Annotated in this window: 16 protein-coding genes and 1 pseudogene; 7 read left to right on the forward strand and 10 right to left on the reverse strand. The window is 62.7% G+C overall.

Features of this window, described 5'->3' with window-relative positions; all coding sequences use genetic code 11:
- The first annotated feature begins 194 nt into the window (after positions 1-194).
- Positions 195-731: an SRPBCC family protein gene (locus MLD24_RS00535; protein ID WP_227174134.1), complete on the forward strand. Its 537-nt coding sequence runs from the start codon at positions 195-197 to the stop codon at positions 729-731.
- A gap of 8 nt (positions 732-739) precedes the next feature.
- Here the strand turns inward: MLD24_RS00535 and MLD24_RS00540 are convergent, their stop codons facing one another.
- Positions 740-1,921 (reverse strand): NnrS family protein, encoded by a 1,182-nt coding sequence (locus tag MLD24_RS00540; protein ID WP_248163176.1) that lies wholly within the window; start codon positions 1,919-1,921, stop codon positions 740-742.
- 127 nt (positions 1,922-2,048) lie between these two features.
- On the opposite strand from MLD24_RS00540, the gene MLD24_RS00545 reads away from it, so the two are divergent.
- Positions 2,049-2,426: a SirB2 family protein gene (locus tag MLD24_RS00545; protein ID WP_227174136.1), complete on the forward strand. Its 378-nt coding sequence runs from the start codon at positions 2,049-2,051 to the stop codon at positions 2,424-2,426.
- Between the two features lie 6 nt (positions 2,427-2,432).
- Here MLD24_RS00545 and MLD24_RS00550 read toward each other — a convergent pair whose 3' ends face one another.
- The 5 genes from MLD24_RS00550 to MLD24_RS00570 form a co-directional block, all read right to left on the reverse strand.
- Entirely contained in the window at positions 2,433-4,145 is a 1,713-nt protein-coding gene (locus MLD24_RS00550) for a bifunctional protein-serine/threonine kinase/phosphatase (RefSeq protein WP_248163177.1), read from the reverse strand.
- Positions 4,142-5,611, reverse strand: coding sequence for a NarK family nitrate/nitrite MFS transporter (locus MLD24_RS00555; protein WP_248163178.1), 1,470 nt, complete (start codon positions 5,609-5,611; stop codon positions 4,142-4,144). The genes MLD24_RS00550 and MLD24_RS00555 overlap by 4 nt, the downstream gene beginning before the upstream one ends.
- 360 nt (positions 5,612-5,971) lie before the next feature.
- A complete protein-coding gene (locus MLD24_RS00560) occupies positions 5,972-6,799 on the reverse strand; it encodes an ion transporter (protein ID WP_227174141.1) in 828 nt (275 codons plus the stop codon).
- An 82-nt stretch (positions 6,800-6,881) separates the two neighbouring features.
- On the reverse strand, positions 6,882-7,343 hold the full coding sequence (locus tag MLD24_RS00565; RefSeq protein ID WP_248163179.1) for an EVE domain-containing protein: 462 nt from the start codon (positions 7,341-7,343) through the stop codon (positions 6,882-6,884).
- A gap of 70 nt (positions 7,344-7,413) precedes the next feature.
- Positions 7,414-7,860: a hypothetical protein gene (locus MLD24_RS00570; RefSeq protein ID WP_248163180.1), complete on the reverse strand. Its 447-nt coding sequence runs from the start codon at positions 7,858-7,860 to the stop codon at positions 7,414-7,416.
- Positions 7,861-8,095: 235 nt separating this feature from the next.
- Here MLD24_RS00570 and MLD24_RS00575 point away from each other — a divergent pair.
- The 3 genes and pseudogenes from MLD24_RS00575 to MLD24_RS00580 all read left to right on the forward strand — a co-directional run.
- Positions 8,096-9,769, forward strand: a pseudogene (locus MLD24_RS00575) (ribonucleoside triphosphate reductase); the annotation flags it as partial.
- Positions 9,770-9,815: 46 nt separating this feature from the next.
- Complete coding sequence (gene nrdD / locus MLD24_RS21495; RefSeq protein WP_267461610.1) at positions 9,816-9,956, forward strand: anaerobic ribonucleoside-triphosphate reductase; 141 nt, start codon at positions 9,816-9,818, stop codon at positions 9,954-9,956.
- Positions 9,953-10,696, forward strand: coding sequence for an anaerobic ribonucleoside-triphosphate reductase activating protein (locus tag MLD24_RS00580; protein WP_248163181.1), 744 nt, complete (start codon positions 9,953-9,955; stop codon positions 10,694-10,696). The genes nrdD and MLD24_RS00580 overlap by 4 nt, the downstream gene beginning before the upstream one ends.
- A gap of 38 nt (positions 10,697-10,734) precedes the next feature.
- Here MLD24_RS00580 and MLD24_RS00585 read toward each other — a convergent pair whose 3' ends face one another.
- The gene (locus MLD24_RS00585) at positions 10,735-11,787 is read right to left on the reverse strand and encodes a lipase secretion chaperone (protein WP_248163182.1); all 1,053 of its coding nucleotides are present in this window, start codon (positions 11,785-11,787) and stop codon (positions 10,735-10,737) included.
- A gap of 68 nt (positions 11,788-11,855) precedes the next feature.
- On the reverse strand, positions 11,856-12,818 hold the full coding sequence (locus MLD24_RS00590) for an esterase/lipase family protein (protein ID WP_248163183.1): 963 nt from the start codon (positions 12,816-12,818) through the stop codon (positions 11,856-11,858).
- Between the two features lie 284 nt (positions 12,819-13,102).
- Between MLD24_RS00590 and MLD24_RS00595 the strand changes: the two genes are divergently transcribed.
- Positions 13,103-13,921 (forward strand): helix-turn-helix domain-containing protein, encoded by an 819-nt coding sequence (locus MLD24_RS00595; protein ID WP_248163184.1) that lies wholly within the window; start codon positions 13,103-13,105, stop codon positions 13,919-13,921.
- A 47-nt stretch (positions 13,922-13,968) separates the two neighbouring features.
- Here the strand turns inward: MLD24_RS00595 and MLD24_RS00600 are convergent, their stop codons facing one another.
- Positions 13,969-15,342, reverse strand: coding sequence for a nicotinate phosphoribosyltransferase (locus MLD24_RS00600; protein ID WP_248163185.1), 1,374 nt, complete (start codon positions 15,340-15,342; stop codon positions 13,969-13,971).
- 156 nt (positions 15,343-15,498) lie between these two features.
- Complete coding sequence (locus MLD24_RS00605; RefSeq protein ID WP_227174153.1) at positions 15,499-16,557, reverse strand: bifunctional nicotinamide-nucleotide adenylyltransferase/Nudix hydroxylase; 1,059 nt, start codon at positions 16,555-16,557, stop codon at positions 15,499-15,501.
- 118 nt (positions 16,558-16,675) lie between these two features.
- On the opposite strand from MLD24_RS00605, the gene MLD24_RS00610 reads away from it, so the two are divergent.
- Positions 16,676-17,419 carry an NUDIX hydrolase gene (locus tag MLD24_RS00610; protein WP_248163186.1) on the forward strand — a complete coding sequence of 248 codons (744 nt, stop codon included), beginning with the start codon at positions 16,676-16,678 and terminating at the stop codon, positions 17,417-17,419.
- The last annotated feature ends 4 nt before the right edge of the window (positions 17,420-17,423 follow it).

Genomic DNA, 17,423 nt, shown 5'->3' on the forward strand with positions numbered 1-17,423 from the left:
ACCCGCGGCCCGCGCAACGCTGTTGACCGCTGGTGGCAGATTGTTGACCGCCGGTTGCTAATCAGAGGCTCTTCAAGGTTGTGGTGGTCACCGCTGCGGCTTTGACAGTGATCAAGGCGTAACCAGCGCTTTGCCCCGTAGGCTGCTTGCAACCCCTCCGGATGGACCGGTGGGCCGGGCAAGGAGACAGAACGGTGAAGGTGGTGAACGAGTGGGGCGCCCTGGTTTGGCGGGACGATGTCGTTGAAGTGGGCCTGCAACGACGGCTGGAGCATCCCCGTGGGCGGGTATGGGCGATGCTTACTGAGTCTGCTGAGCTGGCCCAGTGGCTGGCGCCAGGAAAGCTGGAAGGCGGCCAAGGGGGCCGGGCGCGGATCGATTTCGGGAACAGCGGTCGCCCGATCGATTCGATCATTCGGGTGTGGCAGCCTCCGGCACAGCTGGCCTATTCCTGGAGTGCCGGATCAGAGACCGAACGACCGCTACGCTGGCATCTCGCAGAGTGCGGCGATACCTGCACTGACCTCAGCCTGACGTTGCAGCTGCCGGATGATGACCTGCTGGCCATTGCCTGCGCCGGCTGGGACGCCCATCTGGAGATGCTCGCAGCGGCGCTGGAAGGTATTGCCATTCATTTCCCGCGGGACCGTTTTCAACAGGCCCGCTCCGCGTTCTCCGCCATGCGGGGGCTGGCTCTGGCGCCCCGCGCGACCGCTAATACCGGCGGCTGATTCGCGAGTCAGCCGGGTCGGCCATCGGCGCGCGGGCTGGCGAGGATGCCGCCGTAGCGCCACAGGAAGATTCCGAAGGCCAGGCACCACAGCAAGGTGGCGGTGCCAATGCCGGGGTGCCAGGGCAGCGTCCCCAGGGCGGTGAGTACCCGCAGCACCGCCGCCAGTTGCAGGGCCAGGAACGCGGTGACCAGGCCCCGGGGCAGGGTCAATGGCCGACCGGTGTGGCCCAGGGCCACGCGGGCCATCACACCGAGAATCAGGCAGGCGATGGCCCCGGTCCCGGCGGCATGGCTCCAGGCGTTACCAGGCCAGGCCAGCAACTGGTGGCCGGCAAACAGCACCAGCGCCACCGGAACCCACAGAATGGACAGGTGCAGCACCCACAGCAACGGTTCGCCCCGGGTGCGCCAGCCCTGCCAGCCTGCCAGGCGGATCAGTGTCAGCAGTGCGGCAGGAATGGCCAGCACGCCACTGACGGTGGCCAGGCCGGCCACGGTGGTAGCCAGCAGTGCCACCAGGTTGATCAGTACGGCGCGGTCCAGCCAGGGCCTCATTTTCACGGCGTCGCCATCATCATGCTGACGCAACCAGTTGCGGGTGAACGCGGGGGTGATGCGACCGCCGATGATGCCGATCAGCGCCAGCGCCATGATCAGTGCGCCATCGATGAACACCGGTTGCAGGGTGAGCACAAAGCCCGCCTGCATGGCCCACAGCAGGCCGAGCACCACAAGGATCATCAGTTGCCGCCACTGCCGCGTACGCCACACCCGCCAGCCGGCATCGACCATGACCAGTGGCAGGAACGCCAGGTTCACGCCCTGCACCAGGGTGTCTGGCAGGTCGCCGCCAAAGCTGAGCAGCCCCCGGCCGGCAAGCCAGACCAGCCACAATGCCAGCAGCCGGGCGCCATGGCTGCGTTCGGTCTGGGTCCAGACGCAGACCGCAGTCAGCAGGAAGCCGGCAATGGCCGCCGACAGGAAGCCAAACAGCATTTCATGTTGGTGCCAGTAGATGCCGGGCATGGCCAGGGGCGGTTGCCACTGGCCAGAGACGATCATCACCCACGCCGGTACGACCGCAATGGCCAGCAGCGTCAGCGACAGGAAAAAGACCCGGAACGGGTAGGCAAACAGTTGCCCCAGGCTGGGGGCGGTGTTGGCAATGGCGTGGGTATTGGTGGGCATGGCGGGCTCCCCGGCATCCGAATAACGAATTAAAATGTATTTTATATGAATGTTATTGGGCGGAACATACCCCAAACGTAGGCATTGTGCGTACAATTCCGCCAAACCCATAGATGATGAGAGAAATATGAGCCTTTACCTGGGGTTGAAACACCTCCACATGACCGCGGCCTATCTGACGTTGACCCTGTTCGTGCTCCGGCTGGTGCTCGATGCGGTCGGGCGTCCCGGCTGGCGTAACGGACCGCTGCGCTGGATTCCCCACGCCAACGATACGGTACTGCTGGCGGCGGCCATTGGCCTGCTGTTTGTGACTGGCTGGATGCCGTTCGTCCATCACTGGCTGACCGCCAAGGTCCTGCTGCTGTTGGGTTACATCGTGGCGGGTATCTTTGCCCTCAAGCCCCGGTTCAGCAAGCCGGTGCGGATGGTGGCGGCGCTGCTGGCGCTGGTGCAGGTGTCACTGATCTTCCACCTGGCGATGACCAAACCGCTGCAGTTCTGAACGGGGTCAGTCCAGCAGGATCAGGACCCACACCAGCAGTACGTTGATGGCCAGGGACAGCAGCGCCAGGAAACGCCAGCGATCCGGCGGCACCCGTTCCGCCAGGGGGCGGTGTGCGGACGCCGGCAGGTGGGGGTTGGGGTACTCCAGGTCGTGCAGGAACTCCGACAGCGCGGGGTAGCGATCCGCCGGTGCCCGTGCAACGGCTTTCTCCAGGCAGGCGTCAAGCCAGCCGGGTAGGTCTGGAAGGCGGTCCCGGGCGCTGCGGTATCGTTGGTGTCGGTGGCGCTCAGACTGGCCGCTGTCGCCATAGGGATGCTGACCGGTCAGCATCTCATAGGTGATTACCCCCAGGGCGAACCGGTCCGCCGCCGGCGTGCCGCGCTGTCCGGCGAGACACTCCGGCGCGGCGTAGCGGGCGGTGCCGGGGTACAGGGCCCGGTCCCAGGGTACGTCGATTTCCTCAATGCCCCGTATGTACACCGACCCAAGGTCAATGAGTTTCACCGTGCCTTCCCGGTCGATCACGATGTTCTCCGGCTTCAGGTCCTGGTGGACCATCTCCAGTCGATGCAGGGCGCGAAGCCCGCTGGCGATCTGGCGGACGATGGCGCGTACTTCGGCCGGCGCCGGTTTGGGGTGGTCATTCATCCACTCCCGCAGGGTGGGACCGTCGACGTACTCGGTCAGCGCATAGAGACACTGGCGCTCGGCGGGCACCGGCAGCGCCTTTACCACATGGGGGCTGTTGATGCGTCGGCTGACCCAGATCTCGGTCAGGAAGCGGTCGATGTAGCTGGCGTCGTCCTGGTAGTTGGGCGATGGCGTCTTCAGGATGACCGGGGCACCGTCATCCTGCGGTGGTCTCGCCAGATAGACCTGGGTGCGGTTACTGGCGTGTATCTCCCGCAGGATGCGGTAACCGTCAAGACTCTGGCCGGGCGTCAGTGGCGGCGGAAATGGCAGCGCCGAGAGCCGCTCATAGTGGGACTCAAGATCCTCCGCCGGCAGGTGGTCCACGACGATCACCTGGGCGCTGAGATTGTCGCGGCTGCCGTTGTCGTAGGCGGCGGTCACCAGCCATTCGGCGGCGGCTTCCGGGTCCTCGGCGCTGGCACACTCGGCGATTGCCCCGGGGCTGAGGCTGTCATGGGTGCCGTCGGTGGTCAGAATCAGCCGATCCCCGGGGGCCAGGGTGAGACGCCGGGTATCGATCTCGATATTCGCCTCCACGCCCATGGCCCGGGCCAGCGCGGGCTTGTCGGCACCCACCAGGATGTGGTGATCGCGGGTCAGACAGTCCAGCTCGCCGTCCCGGAGCAGGTACACCCGGCTGTCGCCAACGTGGAACAGGTGGGCGCGGTTGTTCTTGACCACCACCGCACTGAACGTGCACACCATACCGCGGGTGTCGCCGTGGCTGGCATAGCCACGGCCATGCAGCCAGCGGTTGAGGGCGCCCAGGACCCTGCCGGCAGCGGTTTCAACGCTCCACGAATCCGGGGTGCTGTAATAGTCGTTGAGGAACCCGGTGACACAGGTTTCCGCCGCCTCGCGACCGGCCTGGGAGGCACTGACACCGTCAGCAATCACGGCGCTGACCCCTTTCAGTGCCAGCGTCTCACCCTCCGGATAGCGGGCGCCCAGGCTGTCCTGATTTTCCTGCTTGCGGCCGGCCACGCTGTACTGGCCCAGCCGCAGACGCAAACCGTCGTTCATGACACCTCGATCATCCGAACGGTGCCGTCCGGCAGCACCTCGCTGGTCTGCGGGTCGGGCTCATCCATGAACAGCCCGACCAGCGCCAGGATCACCAGGGCAAATCCCCCCAGCACCACAAAGAACAGGGCCGGAGACACCAGGGACAGCACCAGCAGAAACACCACCCCGCCAACATTACCGTAGGCGCCGGCCATGCCGGCCACCTGTCCGGTCAGCCGCCGTTTGACCAGGGGCACTGACGCATAGACCGCACCACAGCCGGCCTGCACGAACACCGAACAGAACAGCACCAGGGCCACCGCCAGCACCAGCGGCCAGTCACTGGTGATCTGGCCCATCAGCAGGTAGCCCACGGCAATACCGGCCAGGGTGACCAGGGTGGTGAGCTTGCGGCCCCAGCGGTCGGCGACATAGCCGCCGCCGGGGCGACCCACCAGGTTCATCAGCGCGAAACTGCCCCCCAGCAAGCCAGCCAGAACCGGAGAAATATCAAAGGTGTCAAGGAAGTACAGCGGCAGCATGGACACCACCGCCAGTTCCGAGCCAAAACTGGCCATGTAGGTCAGGTTGAGCAGCGCCACCTGTTTGAAGGGGTAGCGGTCAAAGGCCGGCACCGGCTGGCGGAAAACGTGGCCGTTAACCTGCCAGATGCGCAGGAACTGGCCCGCCATCATGATCGTGACCAGGGCGTAGAGCAGGTAACTGGTGGTGGCATCCAGCATGGCCAGGTTGGCCGGGCCGAGTTTCCAGACAATCAGGGCGAGGGCGATGAAAAGCGGCAGGTTCATCAGCCCGTAGAGCACAAAATCCCCCCGGCTGGTGACCTCCATGGCGCCGCCTTTCTTTGGCTTGAAGTAGGTCGACCCTTTGGGGGTATCGCGGGCCAGCAGGTAGAACACGCCAGCGTAGAGGATGGCAATAACACCGGTGCAGGCGATGGCGTAGCGCCAGCCCGCGTCACCGCCGAACGCCAGGGCCAGGGCGGGCAGTGACAAGCCGGCAAAGGCGGCTCCGAAGTTGCCCCAGCCACCGTAGATACCTTCCGCCAGTCCCAGCTCCCGCGCCGGGTACCATTCGCTGATCAAACGAATGCCCACCACAAATCCGGCGCCAACAAAGCCCAGGAGGAAGCGGCTGATGGCCAGTTGCTGGAAGCTGGTGGCCATGGCAAAACCCAGGCAGATAACGCCGGACACCGCCAGCACCAGGGCATAGACCCGTCGTGGGCCGAGCGTGTCCACCAGCATGCCGATCAGGATGCGGGCCGGGATGGTGAGGGCGACATTGAGCAGCAGCAGGGTATTGACCTCGGCGTCGCTGAGGCTGAACTGCTCCCGCAGTGTGGCCATCAACGGAGCGTGGTTAAACCACACCAGAAAGCTGATAAAGAAGGCCATCCAGCTGAGGTGGAGGATGCGGGTTTTGCCCTGAAATGAGAGCAGTCGGAAGGACGGATCGGACATGAAGGGGACCTGTTCTGACGCGTTGGATGCAGTCCGCCGGGCCGACCTTCACCGGTGTGTTGCCATTGCGCGGGCAGTCTGGCTCTCCGTCAGGAAGCATCAAGTGCGGGCAGGGGCGATCACAGTGGGAGAAGATCAGCAGTGACGTCATTGCCAGCAGCCGTATCGGACAGAAGTAACACTCTGGCCCCGTCAAGCAAGGGGCGTACCAGTCGTCGACAGTGCTGGGACATGCCCGCTCAGGTCAGGTGGGTAGCGGGCATGGGCTACTGATAAGGTGTGGCGAGGGCTGGGGCGGGTGCACCATTCTCAGGCATCGCGGTTGGATACGGCTGAAAATGGTGCGTTGGTTGCGGGCGCTCAGGAGCGCTTCTGCTCACGCATCATTTCGGTCAGTTCATTGAGCTGGGCCTGCATGGCCACCAACCGGCGGGCCATCTCGTCCCGCTCGTCGTGGGCCTTCTGGGCCTGTTTGGCATTCTGTTCCTCGCTCATGACTTCGAGGATGGCCCCCACCATCATGTTGAGGAAGACAAATGCGGTCAGGAAGATGAACGTCAGGTAGTACATCCAGCTGAGTGGGTAGACGTCCATGGTGGCGTACATCACATCGGTCCAGTCCTCAAAGGTGGCCACCCGGAACAGGGTCAGCATGGACACCGCCACATCGCCCCACAGGGTATCGTCGATATCAGCGAAGAACATCGCCCCCATGGCGGCATAGATGTAGAAAATGATGAACATCAGCAGGGCGATGTAGCCCATGCGGGGAATGGCCTTGAGCAGAGAATTGATCAGGAACCGAAGCTCAGGCACCACCGACACCAGTCGCAGCACCCGGAAAACCCGCAGTAGCCGGCCCAGCAGCACCGCTTCGGAGTTGTCCAGTGGGATCAGGCTGCCGATCACCACCAGGGTGTCGAACAGGTTCCAGCCATCCAGCAGGAAACGCTTCTTGTCGGGGTACACCGCGAAGCGGAACAGGATCTCCACCAGGAAAAACACGGTGATGCCGTTATCCAGAATCGTCAGTATGTCCGCGACCAGCGGTGGAATCTCATAGGTTTTGGCGCCGATGGTCAGCGCCGACAGAATGATGATGGTGATAACAGTGCCCTGGAACAGCCGGCTGGATTCAATCCGTCGCAGCTGTTCGAGGGCGGAAAATCGGCTCAGATCCGACGACATGGGCGTCTGGTACTCCTGCGGGTCACTGGGGAAGGCTTACGGTCGGGGTGTTATTGACCGGGTGGCAATTCTAGTGCCAAAGCTATCCGTTGGGTAGCGCCAGAATCGCCTGCCATTCCGCCTCACTGACCGGCATCACCGACAACCGGCTACCATGCCGGACCAGCGGCAGTTCTGCCAGTGCTGGCAGTGATTTGAGCCGGTCCAGGCTGATCAGTCTGGGGAGCCGGGAGACAAACTGCATGTCCACTGCCTGCCAGCGCGGTTTGTCGCGGGTGCTTTTGGGATCGTGATAGTGGGACTCGGGGTCGAACTGCAGGGGGTCTGGGTAGGCGGCCCGGACGACCCGCACGATGCCGGCAATACCGATGTGCTTGCAGCTGGAGTGATACAGGAACACCTCGTCCCCCTCGGCCATCTGTGCAAGGAAGTTCCGGGCCTGGTAATTGCGCACGCCGTCCCATGGAATGAAGCCTTCGGGATCGCGGGCGAAATCGTCGATGCCGCACTCGGAAGGTTCGGATTTGATCAGCCACTTTGCCATCTGGAGTCTCCTGAAAACGGCACAGCGGCCATTCTACCAACACCGCCATGACGCCGGTATGGCGACCGGATTACCAGATCGCCAACAGGGCGCCCACCCCCAACACCGCCGCACCACCCACCTCGGCGACGATCAGCAACCCCATGAACAGCGGCGTGACCCAGCCAGGTAGGTGCAGGCGCCCCAGTTGATGGGGTTTGCGCAACTGGTTGCTGGTGTCATTGAGCAGCCCATGCACGATGTAGGTGACGATCGCGAAACTAAAGAACGCCAGTGCCGCCAATGCCGCGAGCGCATCCACCAGATCCGGGAACACACTGAGCCGGGCGAAGTACGCCAGCAGCAGGGCGGCGAAGGCATACATCAGCGAGCTGCGATGGGCGACGTTGACATAGACCGGAGCGCTGGCGTTGGCGCTGGTGGCCATGCAGCGATACTTCCAGATGCCGGTCAGCAGGCCGGTCATGAAGAACGCAAAGGCGGCGGTGATGCAGAGTTTCTCAGCCAGGGTCAGCATGGTGATTCCTTATTATTGGGAGCGGGTATGGTAACCCGGCGGAGGTGAGGAACCCTTCTCATCGGTGACGGAGTGTCACGGGCTGAGGAGCGAGTCGATGCGGTCGGTTTGAGAATTGTCAAAGTCTATGTTGTGTTCGATGGTATCTTAAGGCACAACATATAGTATTTTCGGAAGAGCATTGGCAGGAGGCATAGGCATGAATCACCCCCGGGGCGGCAGTCTGGACACCGGAGCAACCATTCGAGAGTACCTGGACCGCAGTGACTGGCGGGTCAACGCCAACGCCAACCAGGGCTATTCTCTCGGCGGGCTGATCCTCAACACCGCGGGCAAGGTGGTTGCCAACTACTGGCTGAACGAGGTCTATTCACCGGAGATTGGTGAGGCCCATCGCCAGGCGGATCTGCATATCCACGACCTTGATATGCTCAGTGGCTACTGCGCGGGCTGGTCGTTGCGCCAGCTATTGCATGAGGGACTGAATGGCGTGCCCGGCAAGGTGGAGGCAGCACCGCCGAAGCACCTGTCCAGTGCCATCGGCCAGATGGTGAACTTCCTGGGCACGCTGCAGAACGAATGGGCCGGCGCCCAGGCCTTCAGCTCCTTCGATACCTACCTGGCACCGTTCGTCCGCAAAGATCGGCTTTGTTATGCGGAAGTGCGCCAGGCCATGCAGGAGTTTGTCTACAACCTCAATGTGCCGTCCCGGTGGGGGACGCAGACGCCGTTCACCAACGTGACGTTTGACTGGGTCTGCCCGGAGGACCTGAAGGACCAGGTGCCGGTGATTGCCGGCGAGGAAATGCCTTTCCACTACGGCGAACTGCAGGCCGAGATGGACGTGATCAACCGGGCCTACATCGATGTGATGACGTCCGGCGACAGCAAGGGGCGGGTGTTCACCTTTCCCATCCCCACCTACAACATCACCCCAGAGTTTGATTGGAGCTCTGACAATGCCCACCGGCTGTTCGCTATGACGGCCCGCTATGGTTTGCCTTACTTCCAGAACTTCCTCAACTCGGACCTGGAGCCGAACATGGTGCGTTCCATGTGCTGTCGATTGCAGCTGGACTTGCGGGAGCTGCTGAAGCGGGGCAATGGGCTGTTCGGCTCGGCGGAGCAGACCGGTTCGCTGGGGGTGGTCACCATCAACTGCGCCCGCCTTGGCTATCTGTATGCCGGGCAGACAGAGGCACTGTTTGAACGCCTGGATCAGTTGCTTGAACTGGCGCGGGAGAGCCTTGAACGCAAGCGCGAAGTGATTGCCCGGCTGATGGATGAAGGCCTGTTTCCCTATAGCCGGCGGTATCTGGGGACGCTGCGCAATCACTTCTCCACCATTGGCGTGAATGGGCTCAATGAAATGATCCGCAATTTCACTGCCGATCAGGACGACATCACCAGTGCTCAGGGACAGGCTTTTGCCCTGGCGTTGCTGGATCATGTCCGCCATCGCATGCAGGCATTCCAGGAACACACCGGCAACCTCTACAACCTGGAGGCAACACCGGCGGAGGGCACCACCTACCGGTTTGCCCGCGAGGACCGCAAGCGGTTTGCCGACATACTCCAGGCGGGCACGGCGGATGCTCCCTACTACACCAACTCCAGCCAGCTGCCGGTGGGTTACACCGATGACCCTTTTGAGGCGCTGGAGCTGCAGGATGCGCTGCAGACCCGATACACCGGCGGCACCGTGCTGCATCTATACCTGCGTGAGCGTATCAGCGATGCCGACACCTGCGCCCGCTTTGTACGGCGGGTACTGGAGAACCACCGGCTGCCGTACATCACCGTGACGCCGACATTCTCCATCTGCCCTCTCCATGGCTATCTGGATGGCGAACACGAATTCTGCCCCCGCTGCGACGAGGCGTTGCTGGCGGAGCAGGCCCGGGCCTGACTGGCCTTCCCACCCAAACGATCCACCAAATCAAAGGAGTACCACCATGAACCAGAAACCTGAACCGTCCCGTCGTCAGCGCTGTGAAGTCTGGACCCGAGTTATGGGTTACCACCGCCCGGTCACCTCCTTCAACCACGGCAAGCGCTCGGAGCATCGTGAGCGGAAACCCTTCCGGGCGTCATGACGGCGCAGGATCTGGCCACGGCGGACGGCAAGCGCTGGTCCGCCGACGGCTTACGGCTCGGTGGGGTGGTGGCTTTTTCCACCGTCGACTACCCGGGCAAGCTGGCCGCCACGGTGTTTCTGCAGGGCTGTCCGTGGCGTTGTCACTACTGCCACAACCCACACCTGATCCCCCGTCGAGCTGACGTTGGGGCACCAGCTTGGGCGGATGTGCGCCGATTGCTGCAACGACGACAGCATCGGCTGGAGGCGGTGGTGTTCAGCGGTGGCGAGCCATTGTTGCAGCGCGGCCTGGCTGCCGCCATGGCAGAGGTACAGCAGCTTGGCTTCCGGGTGGGAATGCACACCGGCGCCCCGGACGCCGATCGACTGCAACGGCTTTTGCCCTGGCTGGACTGGGTCGGCCTCGACATCAAGGCGCTGCCGGCCCGCTACCCTGCCATTACCACCAGCCGCAGCAGCGGTCCTGCCAGTTGGCGGGCGCTGTCGCTGTTGCTGCAACACGGTCTCGCCTTTGAATGTCGCACCACCTGGCACCCCGAGCTGCATTGCGCCGCCTACATCATCAAGCTGGGGGTATGCCTGGCGCAGCAGGGTGTATCCAACTATGCGATCCAGATTGCTGGAACCGATCAGTGCCTGAATCCACTGTTGGCCCGTCGCCGGCCCGGTCCGGCGGACCAGGATCAGATCGTTCAGGCTTTGGCGCCTCTGTTTGAGTCTTTTCACCTTCGGAGCTAATCAGAGACTCCCTGGTCCAATAGGGCGTCCGGGCCTGTTCATAGCTCGGGTGACAGCGCCCGAACCCTCAGGGCTTCGGTGGCGGAAAAACGCTGTTCGATCAGCTGATCGATGGCGGCCTGTTGGGCTGCCGGCGGCAGTTCGGACTGGCGCAGACGGTTGCGGTCGGCGACAAAGGTGTCCAGGCGTTGCCGCCAGTACTGGCGCTCGCGATCAAGTTCGGCCAGCCGGGCGGCGGCGTTGTCGCCCAGGGTCTGGGCCCGGAGCTGATAGAGCTCGGCCGGGCTGGCACCCTGGTCCCGAAGTTGACGGGTGTGTTGGTACAGCTCGGCGTGGCTGGTGACCCGCTGGCGGAGTTGGCGAAGTTCTGTCGGCAGCGAGTGCTCCAGGGCGGCCAGCGCCTGAGCTCGCTGGTCCTCTTGTAGGCCAGGGTGTTGAGCGATCTCCATGTAGGTCAGCAGATGTTCGTCCTGGCGGCTCTCCAGCGCGAAGAACGCGCCCTGTTCGTCGTCGTTGAATTGGGTGCCCCTCAGCGTCTGCAGGTGTTGCTGGCGCTGGCGGAGGGCTTCCAGATCAAATGCCCCTGTGGCCAGCCGCGGCGGTGTTGCTCCGGCGAGGTCGTCCAGTGCCAGGCGATAGTCAATGTAGCGTGTCAGCAGGTTCCGGGCCTGGGCAAGGGCCTGGGGCTGGTCACCCAGTTCGTCGGACAGGGCCTGCTGGATGCGTGTCATGACCAGCTCGAGCGGCTCGTCGGTCAGACCGGCGAGGTAGAAATCAAACAGCCGTCGCATGTCGGGGGTTGGCCGCAGGTTGCCGTCGCTGTCCACCGCAAGCCGAAAGCGGGGCTGCGCATCAGCCAGGTGCGGGGGCAGTGGTGGCAGCGGCTTAGGCTGCGATGACTGTGGTGAAGAGGAGACCAGAATCTCGCCGGAAACCCCGGCGCCCTGGCTGATTGGGTGTGCTGGCCTCTCGGTAAGTGGGGAGGAGGATAATGGCACGTTGCCCGGTTGTGCGGTCTGTTGCAGCCACAGGCCCAGCATCAGACCCAAGCTGGTGACCGTAAGTGCGAGTAGCTGAGTTCGGGTCGGCATTGGACGGCTCCTCCCCCCCCGGCCGAAATTGCCGGGGGGCTTTGATTATGAGTGGCTCCTTGATGAACTCAGAGACCGGCCTGTTTCAGGCGTACCGCGTGATTGCGGAACAGGGTCTCGGGCCGGGTCTCGAACAGTGACACCATACCCAGGACGTGGTTGTTCACATCAATGTGATTCATGGTGTAGTTGTCCTTGATCACCTGGCCAAAATGGCTGGAGCAGCGGCCGGTGACGCCGTCGTTGGCCTCCTCGAAGGCCAGGCTGGTGGCGCCAAACAGCGCATCGGACAGGTCCAGGCCCGTGGTGAAGGTGGCGGTGCCACTCCAGGAGTAAAGACGGATCGGGTGGCCATTGATGGTGACTTCCGCCGGCCCTTCGCCGCAGGCGGATTCCGGCACCCCGGCGGGGAACTGGGCGTTGAAAGCAGCGGAGCCGTCGCTGTTGAACTCGGCCAGCATGGCGTTGACATCGGCACGGTCATGGCGGTTGTCGGACAGCAGGTTGACCAGATTGCCAACGGCGTTGGAGAAGGCCTCGAAGGTGATGCCCCGCAATGTACCTTCCGGTGCAATGCCTGTTGCCACATCCGCCAGCGGCGACCCTTTGTGGGGGGAGTGGGCGGTGGACACCGAGGCGACCAGGTCTGGTCGGACATTCATGACATAGCGGGAGGTGAGGCCTCCCTGGCTGTGGCCAATCAGGTTGAACTTCTCAATCTGTCCGTTGGACGCCGCGCGGATCTCCTCGAGTTGCTCGATCAGCCGTTCACCGCGCATGGCGGAACTGTCGAAGGCGTTGATCCTGGGGATGAATACCGTCGCGCCCTCGGACTCCAGTGCGGCGGGAATGCGGTACCAGTAATCCACCCCTGCGATGGTGTCGAAGGCGAAGATGCCTGGCACCAGCACGATCGGGTGACGGGTTTCGGCGTCGTTGCGATCAAACCAGTTACTGAAGAAACCGGCCTGGGCGGGCAGGGTGGCGGTCATGCCGGCTGCGGCAGCAGCGGCGATCATTACTTTTCTCATGGTCTTCCCTTGTTCAATTGTTGTTGTTTGGTGTGGCCACCGGCTGATCCTATGTTGCCGTGTCAGCTGGCGAGCGGATGGTGACTACCGGACGGGAAGGCCCGATACCATCAGTGAGCGATACCATAGGGCAGGGGCACAGCGGGCTTCTTGTAAGAACTGATAACGGTTACCCGCAGTGATCGGAAACGTGGCTCAGGTCACGAATGTGCATGAACGCTGGCGGCAGGGTGTCGGGTTTCGGCTAAGCTCGGCACACTGGTCCAACAACGAAAAAACCGACTATGACGATGGCCCACCCATCGCCCGACTGCGCCCTCTACCTCTGGCCACGGCGGACCGTGTACGTGGGGCGTCTGGCCCGGCCCATAGAGTTCAACCTGGCAGCCGCTTCACTGACCGTCGCGCTGGACGGGTTGCTGCAGTACCAGACTCCGGACATGCCCGGTCCTGGCTATTGCACCAGTCTGTTACTGAAGCCCGGGGAGCGGGTACGGGTCGATGCTGGCGACCGGCTTATTGGCACCTGCTACCTGGATGCGCTGGGACAGGATCATGCCCTGCTCGAACCCCGTATGCTTGAGTGCGACGCCGGTGTCTGTCAGCGGGTGCCTGGAGAGCAAGAGTTCCAGCGTTTGTTCCGACAAATGCTTGACCCGGGCATCGCTGCCAGCGAAGGGTTCCGCACTCTGGAGACGCTGATCAACCCGGGCGCCATCCCCTATCCAGTGGTGGATGACCGGGTTGCCCGGGTGGTGTCGCTGATTCACCAGTCCGTGGCACAGAACTGCCCGGTCACCGAACTCGCCGGGGCCGTCAATCTGTCTGCTCCACGACTGGTACAGCTCTTCCGCCAGCAGGTGGGGGTGCCGATCCGACGCTACCGCCAATGGCACCGGCTGTTCGTCACCGCGATACGGGTGGCCCGGGGCTGGTCACTGACCGAAGCCGCGCTGGAAGCGGGGTTCACCGATTCCGCGCATCTGTCTCATACCTTCCGAGCCATCATCGGCCTGCGCCCATCCGATATCTTCACGGCTTTGGCCAGAGCCAGGTTGGTGGTGGATGAGGGCATCGACAAAGACCTGGAGGCCTCGGTTTGACTCCAGCCATCTTTGGTCTTCAGAGGCGCCCTCTACTCGGAGCAGGCTCAGGAACGTGCACGCTGGCAGACGGTGTGCCAGTCCACCGCATTGACCAGATCACCGTTGCGGAACACTGTCCTGAGTTCGTTGCTGCGTCCTGCCAATGCCTCCGCTCGCACCGTGCTGAAACGGTCACCGTCGCGAATCAGCGCCAGGCGCCCCCGCTTGGAGCGTTTGCCCGGGTCGGTGATCGGGTCTTTGTAGATGTCCCGCCATTGTTCGCCGACCTGGATGGCCGAGGCCTTCATGGCGAACTTCTGGGTATCCCGGTTGAGTTTCTGCAGCAGTTCGGCGCCCATGCCGAAGGCGATGTTGTCTGCACTCAGGCCTCTGGCCGTCATGGCGGCAAGGATGGCGGCGATACTGTCGGTATTGATGCCATCGCCCTGGATCACCCGCACAAACGGCGGTAATACCCGATAGCCTTTGTGGTTGGTGGTAAAGCCGAATCGGGCCATCAGCCGTTCAATGACTTCGGGAACAATCGCCACCGGCTCGCCGGAATCCGGCCGCACCACAAGCGTGCCGCCATTTTGGATGACCTGCTCCCTCAGGGTGTCGCCCCAGAGATTGTCGATAGCGTTCCACAGGTCATAGGAGTCGCTGACCACGGCCACCGTACGACCATCTCCGCCAAACTGTTCCAGCATGTTGGCGTAGGCGGCGGCCTCGCCGTCCCGGCCCCAACTGGTCATGGTGCTGTGCTCTGCCGCCGGGATTGAGAAACCGGCCATGTCGGCCTGGTAATAGCGCCGCGCTGCGACAATCGCCGACAGGTTATCCGTTCCGGCAAAACTCAGCAGGTGGGCCATGCCGCCGAGTGCAGCGGTTTCTTCCGAGCTGGTACCGCGGGCTCCGAAATCGTGCAGTTTGAAGTCGAGACCGTCCAGGCTGTCACTGGTCTGAGTCATGACGCTTTCGATAATGTCTCGACAGGCTCTGGCACGGGTGGCCACGGTGGTGGGGTACCACACAGCGCGCAGCAGGGCGGTCTCAATATAGCTGCTGAGCCAGGCGCAGTTGGGGTCGGTGTTGACCACCTGAGCCAGTACATTGCCCGTCGGGACCACTGTTCCCTCCGGCGCCGCTTCAATCTCGATCGGTAAATAGCCCTGGTAGGCATCGCGGATGTACTCCCAGCCAGTCCGGTTGAACGGTACGCCGTGGGCACGGCAGAGGGTGTCGGCTTCATCTATGTCGGCGGTGGTGATCGGCCGGCTGAGGTACTCCTTCAGGAACGCCTGCAGGCCAAAGAATACGGTTTCAGGGTAGGCGCCACCCCGGGATTCGATGTAGCTGGAGATGAAGCGGGTATCCGCCGGGTATTGCAGGAAGTGTGAGGTCTTGTAGGAATCGGTGTTCAGAATCAGGTTACGCATGACGGAAATCCTCCGTTCAGTGGTGTTCGGCGCTGGTCTATCCGGCGCCGTTGGCAGCGCTCCGCTGCACGGGTTTGTTTGCTGCCCGATGAAGCTATATTGGCCTAGAGCCACTAATTAGGTCAAGCTTTATTTCCCTGAGTTGTCCGGTGGCCGTCAGGCGGCCCCGATCAGGTCCTGGATAATGAAGTAGTGGTCTTCAAACATGGTTTGGGGATCGAGTTCCGCCAGTGGCACCCAGCGCGCCGTGCGGGCGTCGTCGCCGCCTTTTACCCTGGGCAGCTCTGCCTGAGGCGCCAATTCAAAGTAGAAACCATGGGTGATGGTGCGGCCCCGAGCGGAACGGTATGGGTCGTCGTACACCCGTTGTTGGCGGATAGAGCCTTTCAGCACCGGTGCTGGCACCTTGAGACGGGTTTCTTCCCGTAACTCTCGCAGGCAGGCGTCCAGCAGGCGCTCACCGGGGTCGACAAAGCCGCCGGGCAGCGCCCAGAGCCCCTTGCCCGGATTGGCCCGGCGTTCCACCAGCAGGATATGACCGGACTGCACCACCGCGCCGTCCACGGTCACAAACGTAGGTTCGTATGGTGCTGATTCCCAGGCCGACTGGTACTTGCGAACAAACGCCAGTTCATCCCGCACCTGCTGGTAGCCCGGATTGGTGCTGGCAAAGTCTGCTAGCCAGGCGACCACTTCCGGAGGCAGTACACCGCTGTCACGCAGTTGCGGCAGCAGAGTTGCCGGTTCATCGCTGAAGAATCGCTCCCGTAAAGGGGTTGCGCTGATGTTCTCAAGGTTGTCCACCGACAGGCTGGACCACTGCGGAAACAGGTTCAGGTAGAAGCCGGTGGCGTCCTTCCTGTGGCCGATCAGTGCGGTTTTCATTGCCCGGTGGGGGGTGGTGTAGTGGGCGGTGGCCAGGCCGGCGACGGTGGCCTGGACGTTCCGCACCCAGACCTCATCGTTGTAGGGCGCGTCCATCAGCGGCAGGCACAGCAGGCGGCTGTTTTCCTCGCTGGTGAGACAGGCTCTCACCATCTGCTCCCGCTCCTGATGGGTCCAGGGATTGCGGGCATTGCGGGCCTGCCAGGCGGAGCCGATCAGCAGAATCAGTTTGTCAGCCTGCTCCAGACCGGAGCGGATAACGTGAAGGTGACCGCTGTGCAGGGGTTGAAAACGACCAATAAACACCGTGAAATCGAAAGCACGTTGCATGCAGCAAGCTCCTTGCTGGTGAATCTTGCGGCCGGTCTGTCCGGCCGTCTTGGTTTCCAGTTCTGGGCTGGAACTGTGTTATTGTTGGCATAAAGCCACTAAATTGCAAGGGGAGCCCATGGCCAACAGCGACAGCATGGATGAACAACACTACCTGGCGAACTACCAGGCTGGTGACTATTCAAGCCCATTGGTGACGGTGGATGTCGCCATCTTCACTCTGATTGAGGGCCAGCTTCATGTGTTGCTGGTGCAGCGGGGCAACCATCCGGCCCAAGGCCGCTGGGCGTTGCCCGGTGGCTTTATCAACACCGACAGTGACCTGGATCTCAGTGAGGCGGCCGGCCGCAAGCTGCATGAGAAAACCGGCATCAATGCCCCCTACCTGGAACAAGTCTGCACCAGTGGCGACGCCAGCAGAGACCCCCGTGGCTGGTCGGTCACTGTGCTGTATATGGCGCTGATGGCTCACGCTCCCACCGCGGAATTCGTCGAGACTGTCACCGGTGCCCGTTGGTGGCCGCTGTCATCGGCTCAGCAACAGCACCTTGCCTTCGACCACAACCATCTGCTGGAGGCTGCCCGCCAACGGCTCAGCAGCAAGACTGCCTATACAGTACTGCCCATCCACACCCTGGATGAACCGTTCACCCTGACCCAATTGCAGCAGGCCTTCGAGGAAGTGCTCGGCGCACCACTGGAGAAGAAGTCCTTCCGCCGCCGCATCCTCAGCGCCGACATCCTGGAGGAGTCCGGTGAAGCCCCGCCGCCCGGAGGCCGCGGCCGTCCCGCTGCGTTATTCCGCCCCAAAGCCGGTCTGGAAGATCACGCCTTTGTGCGGGTGGTGGGGGAGGGAAGGTAATCCT

It is taken from the genome of Marinobacter xestospongiae (assembly GCF_023156385.1).
In the GTDB taxonomy this organism is placed as follows: domain Bacteria; phylum Pseudomonadota; class Gammaproteobacteria; order Pseudomonadales; family Oleiphilaceae; genus Marinobacter; species Marinobacter xestospongiae.